This is a genomic window from Caproicibacter fermentans (assembly GCF_014303955.1).
GTDB classification, from domain to species: Bacteria; Bacillota; Clostridia; order Oscillospirales; family Acutalibacteraceae; genus Caproicibacter; species Caproicibacter fermentans.
This window is the reverse complement of sequence record NZ_CP060286.1, coordinates 1849390-1869776: the sequence shown is the minus strand read 5'-3', so window position 1 is coordinate 1869776 and position 20387 is coordinate 1849390. Positions and strand designations below refer to the sequence as shown.

Here is a 20387-nt window from a genome sequence, read left to right as displayed (position 1 = left end):
CGGAAAACATGAAACTGGATTACAATTACACGCTGCTCATGCTGATTTTTCTGCGGATGTCGGGCTGCATCTTTTTTAACCCGATCATCGGCCGGCGAAATCTGCCGAATGTTGTCAAAGTCGGTCTGACGATGATGCTGACTCTGTTTGCTTATCGCCTGACGACGGACCGTTCGATTGAAATCAATTCGTTCCTCGTCCTCTTTTTCTCCGGACTGAAAGAACTGCTGGTCGGCTTCATCATCGGCTATATCATCCAGCTGTTTCTTTCCGTCATTGTGATGGGCGGTGAAATGTCCGACCTGCAGGTCGGCATCTCCATGTCGAAGGTATACGATCCGCAGAGCGACGTTTCCATGCCGCTTTCCGCGTCTATGCTGAACGCGATGTACTTTTTGATGTTTTTCTGCACCAATGCGCACCTGACCCTGATCGAGGTTTTTGTCAAGCTGGGCGCAGTCGTTCCCTACGGTGACGGACTTGAGCTCGGCGCGGGGCTGTTCGGCGGCCTCGCCGCCCTTTTGGGGCAGATGCTGATCTATGCGGTTAAGCTTTCCCTGCCGATGGTGGCGGTGCAGATGATCGGCGAAATCGGCACCGGCCTGATGATGCGCGCGGTGCCGCAGATCGATATCTTCACGGTGGAAATTCAGCTGAAGATTCTGATCGGCTTTCTGGTGATGCTCATCCTTGTTCCGTCGTACGCTTCGTTTCTGGAGCGGATGATGACCCTGATGTTCGACCGGATCAGCGCCGTGTACGCCATACTGGCCTAACGCCGAGGGGGGGATTGCAGTGCCGGACGGTTCGTCGGAAAACAAAACGGAAAAAGCAACCCCGAAAAAGAGGGAGGACGAACGAAAAAAAGGGAATGTCTTTCAAAGCGCCGACGTTGTCAGCTCCCTTTCCATTCTATCGGTTTTCGTCATGCTCCGTATTGCGTTTCCGTATCTCTACCGCTATTTGTCCAATTTTATTCAAAGGTATATTTCCTATACCGCAACCAAGAGCGTCATCACACAGACGGCCGCCGTTGATATTCTGCGCGACGCATGGATCGCTATCCTTCTTCTTTGTTCCCCGGTGCTGCTTGCGGCTCTGCTTGCGGCGATTCTGGCGACCGGGGCCCAGACACGATTTAAATTTTCCGGTGAAAAAATTAAATTTAAACTCACAAACGTCAGCCCGCTGCAGGGGTTCAAAAAGCTGTTCTCCCTCCGGTCGGTCGCGGAGCTGATCAAATCGATCATTAAAACCATTGCGATCGGGTATGTGATGTACCTGCAGATGAAAAAGATCTGCGCGGACTGCATCGAGATGATGAGCGGGGATGTGATGCAGTCCGCCGTCCAAATGCTGAACGCCGTAATGGATATGGTGATTCAGATGACGCTGGTCTTCCTCGCGATTGCGGCGGCGGACTATTTCTACCAGTGGTGGGATTATGAACGAAACATCCGGATGACAAAGCAGGAGATGAAGGAGGAGTATAAACAGCTGGAAGGCAATCCTGAAATCAAGGGACGAATCCGGCAGGTACAGCGAAGCATTTCCGGGCGCCGGATGATGCAGCAGGTGCCGCAGGCCGACGTGGTCATCCGCAACCCGACCCATTTTGCCGTCGCGCTGCGCTACCACGCGCAGGAGGACACGGCGCCGGTCGTGGTTGCGAAAGGGCAGGATTATCTGGCCCTGAAAATTATAGAAATCGCCGAGCAGCATCAGATCCCGATGAAGGAGGACAGGCCCCTGGCCCGCGCGCTCTATGCGTCGGTTGAGGTGAACAGCCAGATTCCGCAGGAATTTTACCAGGCGCTGGCCGAGGTTATGGCGTGGGTCTACCGCCTGAAACAGGAAGGAGAGGAAAGATGAAACTACTCAATCACGTCGTGTCGCTGTTTGTCATCCTGATTATCGCGCTGATCATCATTCCTCTTCCGGCGTTTCTGCTGGATATGATGTTCATCATCAATATTTCCCTGTCTCTGATCATTTTGATGCTGACCATGTACATCAAAACGGCGCTTGAATTTTCGGTCTTTCCGTCCATTCTATTGATTACGACCCTGTTCCGGCTTGCGCTGAACATCTCCTCCACAAGGCTGATTCTTTCCCACTCCGGCTCGGCCGGGCAGGTCATCAAGACGTTTGGTACGTTCGTCCTTCAGGGCAACATCGTCGTGGGTTTTGTTGTGTTCCTGATTATTGTGCTGGTTCAGTTTCTGGTCATCACAAAGGGCGCGGAGCGTGTTTCAGAGGTGGCGGCCAGGTTCCGTCTGGACGCGATGCCCGGCAAACAGATGGCCATTGACGCCGACCTGAATTCCGGCCTGATCGACGAGCAGACGGCCCGCAGGCGCCGCGAAGACATCCAGCGCGAAGCGGAATTCTACGGCTCTATGGACGGCGCGAGCAAGTTCGTCAAGGGCGACGCGATCATGTCGATCGTCATCACGTTCATCAATTTTATCGGCGGACTGATCGTCGGCATGGTGCAGGGCGGTCAGACGTTCGGAGACGTGCTGAACATTTATTCCATCGCGACGGTCGGCGACGGTTTGGTTTCTCAGGTGCCGGCGCTTCTGATCTCCACCGCGACGGGCATGATCGTGACGCGCGCGGCTTCCAACTCGACGCTGGGCGAGGATGTTTCCCGCCAGTTTTCTTCTCAGCCGATGGTGCTTCTGTTGGCTGGGTGCGGCGTGCTCGCGCTGAATCTGATTCCCGGCATGCCCCATGTGCAGCTTCTTCTGCTTTCCGCATTCCTGATCGGTTCCGGTCTGATGCTCCGCAGAAAACTGGAACAGTCCGCCGCCGCGCCGGCGCAGCAGGCGTCCGGTTCGTCCGCCGTCCCGGAGCAGAGCGACGAAACCTCCTATTATAAGAATATCGATCATATTTACGGCCTTCTTCCGCTGGACGCGATTGAAATGGATTTCGGTTACAGCCTGATTCCCCTGGTGGATGAAGCGAGCGGAAGCAGCTTTATCGAGCGTCTGGTGACGTTCCGCAAACAGTTCGCGGTCGAGATGGGAATGGTGGTTCCCACCGTCCGTCTGCGCGACAACGGCCTGCTCAACCCGAACCAGTATGTCATCAAGATCAAAGGCGAGGAAGTCGCCCGCGGTGAAATTCTGATGGACTACTACCTTGCGCTTGATCCGGGCAACCGGACCGGAGAAATCGACGGAATCGATACGATTGAGCCCGCTTATGGGATTCCGAGCAAGTGGATTACCCCCGACAAGAAGGACATGGCGGAGATATACGGATATACGGTCATCGACCCTCTTTCCGTCGTTGTGACGCATCTTTCCGAAACCGTGCGCCGCCACGCGGACGAGCTGCTCTCCAGACAGGAGGTAGGTCAGCTTCTGGAAAGCGTCAAAACCTACGACGCATCCCTTGTTTCCGACGTTGTGCCGAACGTGATCACGCACAGCAACCTGCAGAAGGTTTTGTGCGCACTGCTGAAGGAGGGCATCCCCATCCGAGACATGGAAACGATTCTGGAAACGGTTTCCAACAACGCCGCCGCGGCGCGGGACCCGGATATGATGACGGAATATGTGCGGCAGGCGCTGCACCGCACCATTACCCGAAAATGGGCGGACGGCGGCCAGATTCGGGTGATCACACTCGACAGCGAGGTGGAAAAATCCATTGTCGGCTCCATCAGCAAAAACGAGCACGGAACCTATCTGTCGCTAGACCCGCAAACAACCCAGAAGATCATCACAAAACTGACGGACTGCATCGCAAAGGTGCACGACGTGGTAAATACCCCGGTTATTCTGACTTCCCCGGTGGTGCGGATCTATTTCAGCAAACTGCTGCAGCAGTTTTATCCTCGGGCCGTGGTGCTTTCCTTTAACGAGCTCGATAATAACATACAGATTCAGGCGGTCGCCAACGTAACGCTGGAGTAATGAACTCAACGCGGAAAGGGGAGGGCTGTATGACGAAAAACTATGAGGTACGGGAAATACCGGTGCAGGAGCTTTGGACCCGGTACAGCAAAACCGGGGATATTGAAACGCGCAACGAGCTGATTCGCCAGTACAGCTATCTGGTCCGCTGTATTGCGATAAAAATTGTCGGACGCTATCAGTATTTTAATTATCTGGACGATATAATAAATGAAGGCTTAATTGCTTTGATGGATGCGATTGCAAAGTTCGACATGATGAAGAATGTAAAGTTCGAGACCTTTGCATCCATTAAGGTAAGGGGCGCGATGATCGATTACATCAGACGGCAGGATTGTTTTCCCCGCAGGCTGAAGAAAATGGCGAGGGCGATCAACGAGGCGGACGAAACGCTGAATCAGCGGCTGGGACGCAGCCCGACGGAACAGGAAATTGCGGATTACATGAAAATAAGCCTGCCGGAATATGAAAAAATGCTGGCGGAGACCAGTTCGATGAACATCCTGTCCTTTGAAGAGCTGGTTTATGAAAAAGGAGTCGAAAGCATTGCACTGCACAGCGCCAGTTCCACCGGCGGCCCGGAACAGGTAATGGCCGAAAAGGAACTGAGCAGTATGCTTCAACTGGATATTGAGAATTTAGAAGAAAAAGAGAAGATCGTCATTTCGCTGTATTATAAGGAGCAGCTGAAAATCAAGGAGATTTCGGGCGTAATGGGAATCAGCGAATCAAGGGTCTCACAAATCCATTCCAGCGCGCTGCGAAAGCTGAGAAGAAGCTTGGAAAATTACCTCAAACAATAGGAAGGACGGGTCGCAATGGTCAGGGGTTTTTATATGCTGGGCTCCGGGATTCTGACGCAGAGCCGGGTATTGAACACAATCAGCAACAATGTCGCAAATGCCGATACCAACGGGTTCAAAAAGTCCCGCGTGATGGAAAAAACCTTCGGTAGCATGGTCGTTGAGAGGGTTGACCGGAACAGAACGCCGGTCGGCTCGGCGTCGCTGATGAACACCGCGGATGAAGCCGTGACCGACTACTCGCAGGGTACGGTAAACCAGACGGGCAGAAAACTGGATTTCGCCATTAAAGGCGACGGTTTTTTCGCCGTACAAGGGGACAACGGAACCGTCTACACCAGAAACGGCAGCTTCAATATTGACGGCGACGGGTATCTGGTTTTGAAAGGACAGGGCAGGGTGCTGGGCAGCGACGGGAATCCCATCCGGCCAGGAACGGACGAAATTTCGTCGGACGGGCAGGGTTACCTGACCGCGAACGGCGCGTCTGTCGGTCAGCTTGCCGTATACCGGTTTCCGGACAATGCCGAACTCAAAACGGTGGGGGAAGGGCTGTTCCAGGGCACGAACGCCGGGCTGGTCACAACGCCGGCCGTCCTGTGGAAGTCGCTGGAGGGCTCCAATGTCGATATGACGGAGGAGATGACCAACGCCCTGTCGTCCCAGCGCGAGCTTCAGTCCTGCTCTCAGGCGCTGAAGATGTATGATACCGTTCTGGATCAGGCTGTGGATATTGCAAAGCTTTAATATCGGGGAGGGGAAAACGCTATGATGACTTCTTTTTATACGGCGACGGCCGGCGCGATTGCACAGGAGCAGAAAATGGACGTGACTTCAAACAATATCGCAAACGCCTCGACCCAGGGGTATAAACCGGACAAGGTTTCGTTTGCGGATCTGCTTTACACGGGCGTGCACGGCAGGGAAACGGCAAACAGCCTGAAGGTTGGCCACGGGGACCGTCTGGACAAGACGGACACGGTTTTTACACAGGGAAGCGTCCAGAAAACCAATCGTTCGCTTGACTACGCGCTCCCCTCGGAAAACGCTTTTTTTGCGGTCAGATGTACGGACGGCACGGTGCGCTTCACACGGAACGGCGGTTTTCAGCTTTCGGAAAATGCCGACGGCGGTTTTTTTCTGGCGGATTCCCAGGGAGGAGTTGTTCTGGACAGCGATGGAAACGCGATTTCGGTGAAAAATGAAAACGATCCGCAGAACGTGGGGGTCTATTCTTTCAAAAACTGTGACGGGCTGAAAAAGACGGGCGGGAATTACCTGGAAGAGACCGCAGCCTCCGGACTGGCGTCGGTTTCGAAGGTGAAGCCTATTCAGGGCAGTATAGAGGAATCTACGGTGGATTTAGCGGACGAAATGACGGCGATGATCAGCGCGCAGAAGGCGTTCGCATTTAACGCAAAAATTCTCAGCATCTCAGACAATACCATGCAGACAGTCAATAATTTACGCTGATTGACCATTTTGAAGCCGTCAGCTTGAGGGAGTGAAGAGTATGAATGAACAGAATGGCGAATTGAACCAGGGGCAGGAAGAGAAAAAGGGAGAAGAGCAGAAAAAGCCTGAAATACGGCTGAGCGTTTCCTCAGACGGGCTTGAGGCTACGATTGAGGTCAAGACCGCGTTTCAGGGGCAGACGGTTTCTTATGAAGAGATCATGGCTTTCCTGAAGGAAAACGGGGTCGTCTACGGAGTCATGGAGAGTTTGATCCGCGACTTCTGCGAGAACCGGAAATTTTTCCTCGACCTGGTCTGCGCGAGAGGGCTGCACCCGGTGGACGAGGAGAACGGAAAACTGGAATACCTGTTTCAGAGGGAACAGAATACCATGCCGACGGAGCGGGAAGACGGCACGGTGGATTACAAGAATCTTGGCATTGTGCAGAATGTAAAAAAGGGCGATTTGCTTTGCAGAATTATTCCGCCGCAGCCCGGCAAGGACGGCATTGACGTTTACGGCAACGCCGTGGCTTACCGCCGCGGCAAGCTGCCGAGCTTTCCCCAGGGAAAGAACACGGCTGTCTCGGAGGACGGGCTGACCCTGACCGCGGATGCGGACGGGTGCGTCGAGTATAAAAACGCAAGCCTCAGCGTCAGCGAAGTATTCATTGTGCGCGGGGATGTCGACGGTTCGTCGGGCAATATCGATTTCATCGGGACGGTCATTGTGCAGGGTGATGTTCTGGAGGGCTTTTCCGTGAAAGCCGGCGGCGATATCAATGTACGCGGCATGGTGGAAGGCGCTCTGCTTGAAGCCGGTGGCAGCATTGCCATCGCCTGCGGCATGAACGGCATGAGCCGCGGAAAACTGATTGCAAAGGGAAGCATTTCCGCGCAGTACATAGAAAACACAACGGTGGAATGCGCCGGGGATCTAAGGTCGGACGTTATCTTTAACAGTATTGTCAAAGTGGGGAACTCCGTGCTGGTCCGCGGCAGGAAGGGACTGCTGGCGGGGGGCAGATGTCAGGCGGGGCGTTCGATCACGGCCAATACGATCGGCAGCGGCGGAGCCCGCACGGAAGTCTCGATTGTGTCGGGCGTGCTGGACGGTCTCCTTTCCGGCAAGGAAGGAGAGAGCTTGGAGTCGGTAAAAGCGGAGCTGGAGCAGGAAGAGAAAAATCTGCAAACGCTGAACGCACAGATTGGAACAATATGCCTGTTTTTAACGAAAGACCCGCGTTCCCTGAAGGCCAGAAAGCTTCAGAAAAGCGCCAACTCCCAAAAGGAGCTGGCCGAGACAAGAATCGAATATCTGAAGACAAAAATCGCCGCAATGGGAAAGGCGGATCAGAACGGCCTGTCTGCTTTGGACTTTAAAATTACGGCGCTGAAAGTGATTTATACGGGAACGAAAATGACAATCGGCAGCTTTGTGGAAAATTTATCGTCCGACTATAACGCGACCAAATTCTATGCGGATCACGAGCATATTGTCAGTTCCCCAATACAGCCTGTCGACCGTGTCTAAAATTGATTGCGAGGTGCGCCTATGGCGATTGAAAACTTAAGTCAGCTCAATGAAATGCATATTGACGTATTAAAGGAAATCGGAAACATCGGCGCGGGAAATGCGGCTACGTCTCTTTCCCAGATGCTCAATCGTGAAGTGGACATGGTAACGCCGATTGTAAGGATTCTGGATATCAGCGAGGCGGACAGGGCGCTGGGCGGCCCGGAGACTCCCGTCGTGGCGATTCTGGTGGAGCTTGGCGGCGACATCGGCGGCATTATGATGTTTGTCATTGAGCAGGAATTCACGCAGTCTCTGCTTGAAGCGCTGCTGGGGGAGAGCAAAGCGAACTGTACGGAACTGACCGAAATGGAGTATTCCGCGCTTTCGGAGATCGGAAACATCATGATCGGTTCTTATGCGGCCTCCATCGCGGCGCTTTCCAATCTTGAGATTAAAATATCAGTTCCGGCTGTTACGGTCGATATGGCCGGGGCTCTGCTGACGGTTCCCGCGGCGGAGATGGGCGCCGTTTCCGATAAAATCATTTTTATCGAGGACGACTTTCTCAGCGCCAGCAAGACGATTTCAGCCAATATGATGCTGATCCCGGACATTGCGTCACTGAATAAGCTAATGAATAGTCTGGGGATTCAGTTATGAATGATTTGATCACGGTTGGCATTTCAGATGTGAAGATTACAAAAAACCCCGGCGCGCTGGTGACCTACGCGCTGGGGTCCTGTATCGGGATCTGTCTTTATGATTCCGCGTTAAAGATCGGCGGCCTTGCCCATATCATGCTTCCCTACCGGCCCGAAAACAATAGCGGGGAACAGATCAGCCGGTACGCCGATTCGTGTCTGCCGGTTATGGTGCGGGAAATGGAGGCGATGGGTTGCCAGCGCGCGAGAATGCAGGCGAAAATTGCCGGCGGCGCGAAGATGTTCGAGGTCGTGGACGACAGCGCGTTCGGCAATATCGGGGCCCGGAATGTCGCCGCTGTGAAAGAGACGCTGGGAAATCTCAGAATCCGGATTTACGCGGAGGACACGGGGCTGAACTATGGAAGAACCGTCTATTTTTACACGGAAACCGGAACTATGCTGGTAAAATCTTTCGCCAAGGGGGAAAAGAGCTTTTAAACTGTAACATTGGAAAACGGAGAGGTTTCTCTTCCTTTGCCGCGGGAGTCGTTGACCAGCTTTTGAAGCCGGTCGCGCTCCTTTTTCATTTGCCTTGCGCTTTCCGCGTCGCTGGCCAGGGCTCCCCGAAGAAGGGAACGGCACCGCGTCTCGCGGTCTCGAAGCAGCTGCTCCTGCTCGGAGCACTCCTGCTTGGAAACCCGCCCGGAAAGAACACCGGACACACGCTCCTGGTCCGGGGCCGGCATCCTGCCGATTAAAAAAGAAACACGGTCCGCGCATTTTTTCAGCCGCTCCAGAAATACCTGCCTTTGCTGAATCAGTGCCGTGGGCGCAGGATGCTCCGGCTCGCAGCAAACGACTTCGATTTGCCGCGCCAGGTTAAAAATCCGCGTCAGCAGCACCTCTTTCTGGTCGACACAGGCCAGAAGCTCTTCCATTCCTGTCATAAACAATCCGCTCCTTTTAAAATGGGCCGCCCTTTTACAGGGCAGCCCTTTTTGATCCGTTTTGCATCCGCGTTGCCTTTTCCGCCTGTGCCCAGGCATCCCGAAGCTCCTGCACGGTCGGGACGACCCCGTCCAGAAAAGACGGATCCCCCGAAACATTCGCTTTAATGATCTGTCCGAGCAGATGCGAGTAAATCTGTTTCAAATTCGCCGAAATACTGTATTTGTCATCCAGAATCGCATAAAGATAATTTACGATATCCTTTGCCTTGGAGGTGTATTTCTGAGCGGATTCGGACTGCTTTTGTCCGAGCAGGACGGAAGCGTATTTCAAATTTTTAAGCAGTTCGTCATAGAGCTTAATTAAAAGCTCCCCGCGTGACATGGTGAGAATCGACTGTTCCTGATACTGCATAATCAGGTTATTGTTGTCCGCCATTTTTTGCCTCCCGTATTTTCAAAGATCACAGGGATCAGGAACTGCTGCTGTTGCTGAACATGGAGGTCAGGTAATCGCTTTGCGCGGTCAGCGTGCTGAGCGACTGCTCCATCGCGGTAAATTTGCTCCAGTACCGATCCTCTTCCGTCTGTAACTGGTCTTTCAGCTTGGAGATCGTATCTTCATACTGGTTAATCTGTGTCGTCAGCTGGCTGGTGTCGTTTGCATCCGATTCTTTTCCGGCACGCAGGAGGAGAACGCCGTCCCCGCCGAATGTGCCGACGTATTTATCCAATGCGTCCTTCACACGGGAAGATATGCCGTCTTCATCCGTAAACAGGCTCGTCACAGCGTCCGGGTCGCTCTGGAGCTTTTCCCTAAGTTTTGAGGTGCTCGAGGTATCCACGACGAGCTGCCCGCCGGAGGTAACGTCGTACGCCTTGGTGGAAATTCCGAGGTCGCTCAGCGACAGCCCGGCCGACTCGACGGCGTCGGTCATTGCCGAGCGAAGGTCATTTAAAATCCCATTGAGAGCAGAATCGTTCTGCAGCAGCCCTTTTTTGGCTTCCGTATTCCATTTGTCGATTTCATCATCCGACATGTCCTCTTTTTGGGCGTCCGTCAGAGGCTCATACTTCACTTTATGAGAACTGTTTCTTTCCTGGGCCTCGGTGGTCAGGGTGTTGACTTTATCGATAATTTTATTATATGCGTTCACATAATCGACGATTTTGGAAACGAGATCATCGACGTTGTTTTCCGACGAGAAGGATACGGCTTTATCGGTTGTTCCGGCAACGGTCAGCGTTACGCCGTCCAGCGCGGTGGTGTTGGAGGAACGGACGACGTCGGTCGTGGTTCCGTTAATGGCGACGTTCATTTTCAGGTCCTGCCCGGCCGTATATCCCGCAAGATTGGATGCGGACGAAATCTGCAGCGGATTCTCCGTAGACTGGGAAGTAATGGAAAGCTGGGTTTTTCCGTCGGCCGCGTTCAAGGAAAGCGTCCCGTTTGCGGTATCGGCGGACACGGTAACCGAACCCGTCCCAAACGCCGAATCAATCTGTGCCTGAACGGCGGACTGAAAGTCCGAAAGAGATGCATAGGAACCGGAGGCGAGCGTAATCGTCTTCTGGGTATTTCCCAGCGTCAGGGAGTAAACGGCGTCGCCGCTGACTGAGACAGTTCCGTCATCCGCTGTTAATTTACCGGATTGAATGCTGCCGAAGGTACCGTCCGTCATGGAACCGAACAGCGTATCGGCAAGATTTCCGCTCACATCGCTGTAATAGATCTTTCCCTGGGAACCGCTGTCGTCAGCCGTGATGCGGAAGGAATCGGTCGTCTGGGAGTATGCGATCGTCACGCCCATATCCGGGTCGCTGTTAATCTGTGAAATCACGGTGGAAAGTGTGGTGTCCCCGTCAAAGGAGAGCTCTTTTCCGTTAATGGAGATGGTGTATTTCCCGTCGGCTCCCGCCGTCAGCGTCTGCTTAAATTCACCGGCAAGGTCGTCGAGCGTTTTACCGGTTTCCACACGGTTGGTTTCCCCGGAGCCGACACGCAGCGCGCCGTACTTGCCTAATACGTTGGAGCTGCTGGAAGACGACAGGGTCAGCACGGAAGTTGAATCGCCCGCTTGGAACTGAAGAGTGCCGTTTGCGGCGTCTGTTGAAACCAGAACCTTCCCGGTCCCGAACGAACTGTCCAGTTTTTTCTGCAAATAAGTTGAGATGCCGTCCGCGGAAGAGTAATCCGCCTCGTCGAGGGCGTCGAAGGCGACGGTTTTCGAGATGCCGTCGAGGCTGAAAGTCAAGGTGCTGCCGGCGAGCGTGTCTCCGAGATAAGACTTGAACAGGGCGTCTTTCGTCACGCCGGAGCTTTCCACGCTGGTTCCGCTCGGCGTGTCGGAGGTCGTGATTCCGAGTCCCTGCAGAAGATTTTGTGAACCGCCGCTGATGGAAAGATTGCTGCCGTCCAGAGAAGTAAATGTAATCTTTCCCGTGGCCGCGTCGGAGGATACGCTGATTTTATCCTTTAAATCGGCATTCGCGCTGATTTGTTTTTGAAGCTGGGTTGCGATTGCGATGGCATAACCATTATCCGAAGCGCCGGATACGGTCAGATCACCGCCAAGCGTTACGGTGTAATCCTCGCCGCCCACGTTAAACTTTAAATTGGAAGACGACGAAATCGTCTGGTTGAAAAGCCCGCTTGTGCTCACGTTGGTATCGATCGCCGTACCGTTTACCGTTTGGCCTGTTGACTCCGTGAGGCCGAGCGCGGCCAGAAATTTCTGGCCGGTGGTGGTGTCCTTGCTGGTGGTATAGGCTTTGACGCCGACGTCGTAGGAAGTTTTTGAGGAGAGAGAGATGCTGTTGTCGGCGTTCAGGGTAAATTCCACTTTACCGTTCAGCGTGCTGTTATTCTCGATCTGGTCGTTCAGGCCGTCGACAATTTTCTGCAGTTCCACATTGTTCCCGTCGGCGTTCGTTGCGGACATGTTTTCAGAGTCCAGCTTGACCGAATTGCTCAGCGTCAACGTATAATCGGTCCCGTTGTAGCTGACCAAGAGCGATTTCCCGCCGACGGTTGACGAGGTCCAGCTGTCGTAGAGCTTGCCGGAGGTAATCTCCTGGTCGGAAACCTGCTGGGTGGAATTGTAGGAAGCCTGGGATGCCATTTGCGAAATGCTGTTAATGATCAGGTTTTTTGCATTGTCCACATTACCTGCCGCGCTCACGGCACTGGACGAGCTGATAATATTCGCCGTCTTGAAAAAAGTCGAACTCAACAGATTGGTATCGCTTGTATACGAAAAATAGGTGTTTTCAAAATCCTGCATATCGGAAGTTACATCGCGGTATAGTTCCCGCTTCCACTCCGCGATCTGCTCCAACTGCTGCTGTTTGTCGATTTTGCTCTGTGTGTTTGAAACCAGAGCTTTGATAATCTTGTCCGTGTCCAATCCGGAGTACAGATTGGTACCGGAAAGGCGGTAAATCGAAGAGGTGTCAAGGTTTGCCGAAGAAGACGTAGAACTGGATGAACTCATAAGGATTCCTCCCTTTGTCGGACTGATTTGTCATAAAAATCCGATCTGTAGCATATATCGGCACGCCAATCAAAATGTTTATGAAAATATGCTTCAATTTTCTCGATTTTTCGATTTTTTCGGAAAAAAGGAAGGACGTCCTTTTGAAAGGACGTCCCCGAAAGTTCACGGTTTTTTGAGTTACAGATACTTGTCGTCGGCGCCGACGGGGGCATAGGCCGGAACGGCAGCCGGATGCCGGGGGTGATTCGGTTTCTTTTCTTCCGCCTGTTTTTCTTCGGGCTTTTTCGCGTCGGGGCGGAACTTGTCCCCGACGGGGGCGATCTCCGGTTTCTTTTCCGCGCTTTTCTTCGGTGACGGCTGCGCGGCGGCGCGCAGTTTCAAACCGGAGATGGAGCGCTTGAGCTCTTTGGCCTGGGCGGCAAGCTCTTCGCTTGCCGCGGCGCTTTCTTCCGCGGTTGCGGAATTCGTCTGAACGACGGCGGAAATCTGCTGGATGCCTTGGGTAATCTGGGTAATGGAAGTCGCCTGCTGGTTGGAGGCGGTGGCAATCTCGTTAACCAGACCGTTGGTCCGGTTTGCGGAGTCGATCACTTCCTGAAGCGTTTTTTCCGTGGTATCCGCTACCTTGGCGCCGTTGCTGACCGCTTTGATGGAATTTTCAATCAGGGTGGTTGTGTCTTTCGCCGCTTCCGCGCTCTTGCTGGCAAGGTTGCGGACTTCATCCGCGACGACGGCGAAGCCCTTGCCGGCGGTGCCGGCACGCGCCGCTTCAACAGCGGCGTTCAACGCGAGAATATTGGTCTGGAACGCAATGTCGTCTATGGTTTTAATAATATTTCCGATCTGCTTGGAAGTATCGCTGATTTCCGTCATGGCTTTCAGCATTTCATCCATCTTGGCGCTCGCGTCCTGCAGCTTCTGCTCCTCCTCGCTGGAAGAACGGTTCGCTTCCGAGGCGTTTGACGCGTTCTTCTTCACGTGGTCGGAAACCTCAAGAATGGTCGCGGAAAGCTCTTCAATGGCGCTCGCCTGTTCCGTTGCCCCCTGGGCCAGGGCCTGCGAACCGCTCGCAACCTGCTCGGAACCGCTGGCGGTTTGATCCGAAGCGTTTGAAACCTTCGTAAAAGTATGGTTCAGGGAATCAAGAATATCCTTCATGGCCGCATTGATCTGCACCCAGTCGCCGGTCCAGTTGACGCGGGGTTCCACCGTAAAGTCGCCTTTCGACAGAGCGTTCAGAAGAAAAATAATCTCTTTAATGGCTATTGTAAGATTCTGTGAAAATTGATTGGTGGATTTGGCAAGCAGGCCGAGCTCCGCGTCCGACTCGTAATCGATTTTCACGTCGAGTTTGCCTTCGCCCATCGCCTTGACGGCGTCGATGATTTTATCGATTCGGGAAACCAGCTGTTTTGCTAATCTGGCGATGATGAAAACACCGGCCAGCCAGATGGCGATCAAGGCCGCGACCATCAGCGGGGCCATGGTGCGAACGGCGTTCTGCAGAGCGTCCGCGTTTCCCTTGCTTGCGGAAACGACAATTAGAAAGACCGCGTAAGGAATGACGAACAGCAGGGAAATCACAGAGATGTTTAAAATCAGTTTGCCGCGGATTTTCATATTTAAGTATGGATGCATGTCCGATTACTCTCCTTCTTTTTTTTCAGCTGACGCAGAGTGCAGACTGATGACGGGATTTTCCGGCGGCTTGTCCGTCTGATCGGGGTCCTTGGCCTGACCTGAGGTCTCATGTATTTCTGAAAGCTCGTTTTCTGAAAGAATCTTTGCCGCGTCCAGAAGAAGGACCACCTTTTCACCGATCTGGCCGATTCCGGTGAGATAACGGTTGGTAATATCCTTGGAAACTTTCGGCGCGGGAGAGATGTTGTCTTCGTCAAGATCCGTGACCTCATCGACGGCGTCCACGATAAATCCCATGAAGGAGTCCTCGATGCTTGTTACGATGATGCAGGTGTTTTCGTTGTATTCCGCTTCCGGCTTGCCGAAACGGACGCGGATATCGATGACCGGGATGATGTTCCCGCGCAGGTTGATGACGCCTTTGGCATAGGCGGGAAAATCCGGGAGCGGTGTAATTCCCTGCATGCTGATAATTTGTACCACATCCGAAATCGGAACGCCGAAAAGCTCGCCGTCCGTCCAAAAAGTTAAATACTTGTTTTCCGAAGCGGACTGTTCGCCGTCCCGCACAGTCCCGTCTTCCGCCAAATTGTTTTGCATGTGATTCACCTCGTAGAGTAAATTATTGCTTTCCCAAACGCCGGCAAACCGAACGAGAAAACGCAGCCTCGCTACAGCTGGCTTTCCTTCATCATTCGGATTTGCTCCCTCTGGCATTCAAACAGATATTTGCACAAAAGATCAAAAGTCGGCCCGGAATTTTGCAGAAACTCACATCCGTAGCCGTCTTCCTGCGCCCGTTCCACCACAAGCTTCCGGACAATTTTGCAGCTGATGGAAACAACCGAATCATACAGCTTCAGCCGAACCGACAGCCGGTCGCCCGTCTCCAGTTTGATCGCGCTTTTAAAATAAAGGCCGCTCAGACTCAAATCCCTGATTTTAACCGGAACGGGCGGTTCTTCCCTGCGGACATTGCCGCGATCGTCCTCGGGCAGCACTTCCGCCGCGAGATCGACCCTGACGCGGAAAAAATTCCGCTTCTCATAATCGGCTTCGCTCTGTACGTCGGAGATCCGAATAAATACCGGCGTGGAAAGGTATACTTTTCCGACCAGCACGCGGAACCCCAACGTGCTGTTGAAGATGCTGATTCGCACGGTGGTGTTGCAGTGTACGACAGGCAGCGGATCCGATTTGTTCACAATCTGGATTTCGTTGTCCGACGTTCCGTCAAGATATCCGGTTAGAATCGGCTTGTTGTCCATCGCCTTGACTTCGCAGGGCGACCGGAGGTAATTTTCAGGAAGTGGCAGCATCTGGTAAGCCCCCTCAGCGTTTTCCTTTCGGGATTGAATTTTCCGCTTTTATTCCGCGGCGGTTTTTAAAAGCTGGTCCGCTGCCGTGCGGCCGGGCTGCGATTCGGCGCCGCGGTCCGACAAAATACGGTTGATATCCAGAACCATTGCGGACACTTTTTCAAGCGATGCGATGGCGCACACGTAGCGGTCTCCGACGCTTCTTTTGTATTTGGGCGCGTCGAAAATCTGGCTCTTTGCAATATCCCTGACGTCTTTGACCGAGTCTACGATCAGTCCCGCGGTCATATCGCCGTTTTCAACGATAATAATGCTTGTCAGGTTGTCATACGGAATCGGATCCTTCAAAAATTTCAGTCTCATATCGATCAGCGGTACGATTTTTCCCCTCAGGTTGATGACGCCCTTTACATAATCGGGAAGATTCGGCATCAGGGTAATCGGCTGCAGACGGATGATTTCAACAACCTGAGAAGTCGGAAGGGCGTAAGTCTGCCGGTCGATAAAGAAAGTCAGATATTTTTCCGAGGGGACGTTTTCCATTACGGAAATTGTGTTCTTTGCGCTCTTTTTTGTTCTTTTCATTCTACTCACCTTTAGATTCGTTTCTATTCAGACGCGCTTAAAATTTCCCTATATCTATATCGTCACTTTGGAGCGAAAAATTAGAAAAAATAAAAAACTTCTTGTGATTTTATTCCGCGCCGTCCTCCTTCTGCTTTTTTAGGGGCTCCCGCGTCACGTTTCCGGAAGAATCAACGTGAAAGCCGAGAAAATACACATAGATGTCTACGATCGCCCGGTACAGCTCCGGCGGAATCTGCACGCCCGCGTCCATTCTGGAAAGAAGGGTCGCGAGGGAGTCGTCCCGGAAAACCGGCACGCCGTTTTTTTCGGCGATTCCGACGATCTCCCGCGCTGCGCCGCCCATTCCGGAGGCCACGACGACGGGCGCGCCGCCGGAGGAATCGTCGTACTTGAGCGCGGCCGCTTTCTGAAGTTTTTCAAATTGTGACATCGACCATCCGCTTCCTTTCCATTGTTTTTTGAAGAATCAGCTCCGGTATCTGCGGATTTTCAAAGCGCGACAGCCGGATATCGCCGAACGAAAAGCCGTTTCCGTCCAGAATCCGGGCGAGAGAGGAGGTGATCGTCCCGGTTTGCCCAAGCAGCTTTTCGGGGCAGGCAAGGGAGAGGTCGATTTTTTTGCCCGTCAGCTCAACCTTCGCTTCGAAGGCTCCCAGGTCCTGAATCTCAAAGGTCAGGTACAGCCGCGTCGGCGGCGCCGCCGCGCCGGGGCCGGCGTGCCCCTCTTCGCTTCTGTCCCTTTTCTCAATCCAGATCTGCGAAAAAAGGAATCTTCCCTGAAGGACCGCGGGAAGGAACAGATGCGTAAACGGCATGTAGACGCTGTTGTCCAGAAGAAGGGCCCTGCCGATGTCGCCGACCGCCGCCTGGTCCGCCCCGGAGGAACCCTCGCCGCTATGGGACAGCAGGGTAATGAGCGAATGGAAAAATCGGTTTTCCGGTTTTTCTTTTCCGGCCCCGGTCCCAACCGCGTCCGCAAAAAGGAGGAACGCATCAGGCGGAGGGTCGGCTCCGCGGTGTGGCGGCCGCAGTAGGCGGCGAGCTGCTGAAACTGCGACTGCAGGTTTTCACGCGAGCTTACGTTCAAAATGGACAGATTCTGCAGCAGAAGGGAGAGGATTTCCCGCATTTTTCCGTAATCGCTGCTTTTTGAAACATAGTCGGAGAGAAACGGAAGAATCTCCTTTTTCAGCAGATTCAGATTTTCGTTCACAGCGCCTTCGGGGTCGGAGGTGTTCAGCTTTTCGGAAAGCAGAGCCAGCTGCTTTGCGTAATTCGTCGGAATCCGGCGCCCGATGGCGTTCAGGTTTGAGAGAATGGCTTCCGTTGTTTCCTTCGCGGAGGAAAATCCGTCAAACGCTTTCAGAAACCCGGCGATTCTCAGGTCCAGCCGGGGGTCCTCGGCCTGCTGTGAAATGCGGCTCAGCAGCTGAAACAGCGGGCCGGAAAAAAGGGTGCTGTTTTTTTGCTGAAACATCAGGTCGTTGATTAGGCCGCCCTGCTCCGCCGCAAGAGACGACGCCAGCTCCCTCAGCGCGGAGTTTTCAGGCAGGAAATCGGGGCTCGTCTCCAGCCGGCGGACCGTATTAAGGAGCAGCTTTCCCAGCGTTTCGGAGAGCGCGGGCGTCTGCCTGAGCTGCTGAATGAATTTTCCGAATACGGAATCCCTGCTCAGCAGAAGATTCAGGGATGCCGAATCCGTATTCTGATCCTGCGTGTTGGGCCTGTTTACCCTGGCCGGGTCCATGGGCTCAATCTGAGAGGACTGAGCGGAAGGATTCGGCTTCAGAATTCCGTCGCTGTTTGGAACAGGGGCGGTAATTCGCAGGTTTTCCGGCATAAAAGCACCTCTTTCATAAAATAGGGGAAAAATCTGTTAATTTTATTTGAAACCGGTCGATATAGATAATAAGAAATAGGGGAAATCTGTAACCGATTACCGGTATTTTCCAGGTTTTGCCTAACAGGATGGGAGAGAAACACAATATGGAAAGCGGAAACGAATCCATGCTGGACGTCTATTTGTTTGAAACCAATGATCTGCTGGAGCATCTGGACGATATTTTGATTGAAAGTGAAAAAAACAAGGAACTGGACCAGGAAGATATCAACGAGATTTTCAGAATCATGCACACCATCAAGGGCTCTTCCGCAATGATGCAGTTTAACAGTCTGGCGGTCATCTCCCACAAGATGGAAGACCTCTTCGCTTTCGTCAGGGAAAAAGGAATCGGCCAGAAGGATCTGGAAGACCTGTTTGACCTGATGTTCCGTTCGGGAGACTTCCTGAAGGGGGAAGTAAAAAAGGTTCAGGAAGGACAGCCCCTTACAACCAATATCGGCACATTGGAGCAGGAAATTAACGATTTTCTCAAAAAGATTTCCGACAATGCCGCGGCGGTTCCCGAGACATCGGTACAGAACGAAGCCCCGAAAGAAGCTCCGGCCGTTTCCGGCGATGAAGAGAAAATCATAAAAGAGGAATCGGGGCGCGGGTTTCCTTTTGCGATCCGCGTTTCTTTCGACGAGGAAGCCCAGATGGAAAATCTGCGCGCGTTTATGCTGGTCAACAGCCTGCAGGATTCCGGCCTGGAGTTCGAATACCGCCCGCACGACATTGAAACCGACAAATCGACCGCTTCCGAAATTCAGAAAAACGGTTTTTACCTTTTCTTCGGCAAGGAGCAGGCGCGCGACCGCGCGGTCTCAGCGGTAGAGGCGTTTACATACACAAAGACCTACTCCGTTCTGGGGGAGGCCCCGTCGGAGCAGAGATCCTCCGTTTCCGGTCCGGCCGCCGCCGGGAAAGCCGGCGCCGCCGGTTCGCGGCCGCAGAATGCCGCCCAGCAGCCTCATGTCCCCGTTAAACAGAGCCTGATCAACGTCAACCTTTCCAAACTGGACAATCTGATGGACCTGATGGGCGAAATCGTCATTACGGAATCGATGGTGACCTCGACCCCCGCTCTTCAGCAGGCCGGATTGGACAACAACTTTACAAAAGCGTCGCGCCAGCTTCGCAAGCTGACCGACGAGCTTCAGGAGATCGTCATGTCCATCCGCATGGTCCCCGTTTCCACCGTGTTCCAAAAGATGAACCGGATTGTCAGGGATATGAGCAAAAAGCTCGACAAAGAGGCTCAGCTGGTGCTGGTCGGGGAAGAAACCGAAGTGGACAAGACGATTGTGGACAGCATCTCCGACCCTATTATGCACCTTGTCCGCAACGGGATGGATCACGGAATCGAATCAAAAGAAGCCAGGGCGAAAACATCCAAGCCGAAGGTCGGCACGATTACGCTTTCCGCGCAGAATACCGGCGGTGAAATTCTGATCACCGTTTCCGACGACGGCACAGGCATCGACCGGCAGGCCGTTCTCAGCAAGGCACAGAAAAAGGGCCTGCTGAATAAACCTGCAGACGAATATACGGATCATGAAGTGAATCAGTTTATCCTGATGCCCGGATTTTCCACAAACGAAGTGGTCACGGAGTTTTCCGGCCGCGGAGTCGGAATGGACGTGGTAAAGGAAAACGTGGAAAAAATCGGCGGCGACGTCACGGTCGAGAGCAAACCGGGCCAGGGTACGAAAGTAATCTTTAAGATTCCTTTGACCCTCGCCATCGTCAACGGCATGAAAATTTCCGTGGGAGACACGATGTTTACCATCCCCATCAAAAATATTCTTCAGTCCTTCAAGGCGAAGGACGAAAACATCATGTACGATACGGATATGCACGAGATTATTATGGTGCGCGACCGTTATTATCCGGTCGTCCGCCTGCACAAATCGTACCATCTTGACACAAAGGTGCAGAGTATCGGCGACGGAATCATGATTCTGGTCGGGACTCACGACAATTCTTTCTGCCTGTTTGCGGACGCGCTGCTCGGGGAGCAGCAGGTGGTGGTTAAGCCGCTGCCCGCTTATCTGACGCAGTTCAAAGTGAAGAAAAGCGGAATCGACGGCTGCGCGATCCTCGGGGACGGCAGCATCAGCCTGATTCTGAATGTTCAGAATCTTTACAATGCCAGCTGAGGCA

At 53.2% G+C, this 20387-nt stretch carries 19 protein-coding genes; 10 read left to right on the top strand and 9 right to left on the bottom strand.

Translation table 11 applies throughout. The features are described from left to right. Positions 1-8: 8 nt before the first annotated feature. From HCR03_RS09235 to HCR03_RS09195, 9 genes are read left to right on the top strand one after another with little or no spacing between them, the layout of a single operon-like run. Positions 9-776: a flagellar biosynthetic protein FliR gene (locus tag HCR03_RS09235; protein ID WP_066642847.1), complete on the top strand. Its 768-nt coding sequence runs from the start codon at positions 9-11 to the stop codon at positions 774-776. A gap of 19 nt (positions 777-795) precedes the next feature. Continuing rightward, a complete protein-coding gene (gene flhB / locus HCR03_RS09230; protein WP_187037822.1) occupies positions 796-1872 on the top strand; it encodes a flagellar biosynthesis protein FlhB in 1077 nt (358 codons plus the stop codon). After that, positions 1869-3929, top strand: coding sequence for a flagellar biosynthesis protein FlhA (gene flhA, locus HCR03_RS09225; protein ID WP_187037820.1), 2061 nt, complete (start codon positions 1869-1871; stop codon positions 3927-3929). Before flhB ends, flhA begins: the two co-directional genes overlap by 4 nt. Before the next feature lie 29 nt (positions 3930-3958). Next, positions 3959-4732 (top strand): sigma-70 family RNA polymerase sigma factor, encoded by a 774-nt coding sequence (locus tag HCR03_RS09220; protein WP_066642855.1) that lies wholly within the window; start codon positions 3959-3961, stop codon positions 4730-4732. A 15-nt stretch (positions 4733-4747) separates the two neighbouring features. After that, a complete protein-coding gene (locus HCR03_RS09215; protein WP_066642856.1) occupies positions 4748-5479 on the top strand; it encodes a flagellar hook-basal body protein in 732 nt (243 codons plus the stop codon). 21 nt (positions 5480-5500) lie between these two features. Then, the gene (locus HCR03_RS09210; RefSeq protein ID WP_156989668.1) at positions 5501-6205 is read left to right on the top strand and encodes a flagellar hook-basal body protein; all 705 of its coding nucleotides are present in this window, start codon (positions 5501-5503) and stop codon (positions 6203-6205) included. Positions 6206-6245: 40 nt separating this feature from the next. Further along, entirely contained in the window at positions 6246-7721 is a 1476-nt protein-coding gene (locus tag HCR03_RS09205; protein ID WP_066642865.1) for a DUF342 domain-containing protein, read from the top strand. Positions 7722-7742: 21 nt separating this feature from the next. Then, positions 7743-8366: a chemotaxis protein CheC gene (locus HCR03_RS09200; protein ID WP_066642868.1), complete on the top strand. Its 624-nt coding sequence runs from the start codon at positions 7743-7745 to the stop codon at positions 8364-8366. Beyond that, on the top strand, positions 8363-8848 hold the full coding sequence (locus HCR03_RS09195; protein ID WP_066642870.1) for a chemotaxis protein CheD: 486 nt from the start codon (positions 8363-8365) through the stop codon (positions 8846-8848). The genes HCR03_RS09200 and HCR03_RS09195 overlap by 4 nt, the downstream gene beginning before the upstream one ends. Here the strand turns inward: HCR03_RS09195 and HCR03_RS09190 are convergent. The 9 genes from HCR03_RS09190 to HCR03_RS09150 form a co-directional block, all read right to left on the bottom strand. After that, positions 8845-9297: a hypothetical protein gene (locus HCR03_RS09190; protein WP_066642872.1), complete on the bottom strand. Its 453-nt coding sequence runs from the start codon at positions 9295-9297 to the stop codon at positions 8845-8847. The two genes, HCR03_RS09195 and HCR03_RS09190, sit on opposite strands and share 4 nt — an antisense overlap. A 34-nt stretch (positions 9298-9331) precedes the next feature. Continuing rightward, a complete protein-coding gene (fliS, locus tag HCR03_RS09185) occupies positions 9332-9736 on the bottom strand; it encodes a flagellar export chaperone FliS (RefSeq protein WP_066642874.1) in 405 nt (134 codons plus the stop codon). Positions 9737-9770: 34 nt separating this feature from the next. Then, positions 9771-12791, bottom strand: a complete 3021-nt coding sequence (gene fliD, locus HCR03_RS09180) for a flagellar filament capping protein FliD (RefSeq protein ID WP_187037818.1) — start codon at positions 12789-12791, stop codon at positions 9771-9773. 180 nt (positions 12792-12971) lie between these two features. Continuing rightward, positions 12972-14432 carry a methyl-accepting chemotaxis protein gene (locus HCR03_RS09175; protein ID WP_156989671.1) on the bottom strand — a complete coding sequence of 487 codons (1461 nt, stop codon included), beginning with the start codon at positions 14430-14432 and terminating at the stop codon, positions 12972-12974. A gap of 6 nt (positions 14433-14438) precedes the next feature. Then, positions 14439-15035, bottom strand: coding sequence for a chemotaxis protein CheW (locus HCR03_RS09170; protein WP_066642882.1), 597 nt, complete (start codon positions 15033-15035; stop codon positions 14439-14441). 71 nt (positions 15036-15106) lie between these two features. After that, positions 15107-15754, bottom strand: coding sequence for a PilZ domain-containing protein (locus tag HCR03_RS09165; protein ID WP_066642888.1), 648 nt, complete (start codon positions 15752-15754; stop codon positions 15107-15109). A 48-nt stretch (positions 15755-15802) separates the two neighbouring features. Beyond that, positions 15803-16339, bottom strand: a complete 537-nt coding sequence (locus tag HCR03_RS09160) for a chemotaxis protein CheW (protein WP_083209921.1) — start codon at positions 16337-16339, stop codon at positions 15803-15805. Between the two features lie 109 nt (positions 16340-16448). Beyond that, a complete protein-coding gene (locus HCR03_RS09155; protein WP_187037816.1) occupies positions 16449-16772 on the bottom strand; it encodes an EscU/YscU/HrcU family type III secretion system export apparatus switch protein in 324 nt (107 codons plus the stop codon). A 243-nt stretch (positions 16773-17015) separates the two neighbouring features. After that, on the bottom strand, positions 17016-18182 hold the full coding sequence (locus HCR03_RS09150; protein WP_187037814.1) for a hypothetical protein: 1167 nt from the start codon (positions 18180-18182) through the stop codon (positions 17016-17018). 146 nt (positions 18183-18328) lie between these two features. Between HCR03_RS09150 and HCR03_RS09145 the strand changes: the two genes are divergently transcribed. Then, positions 18329-20383: a chemotaxis protein CheA gene (locus tag HCR03_RS09145; RefSeq protein ID WP_066642897.1), complete on the top strand. Its 2055-nt coding sequence runs from the start codon at positions 18329-18331 to the stop codon at positions 20381-20383. Positions 20384-20387: the final 4 nt, after the last annotated feature.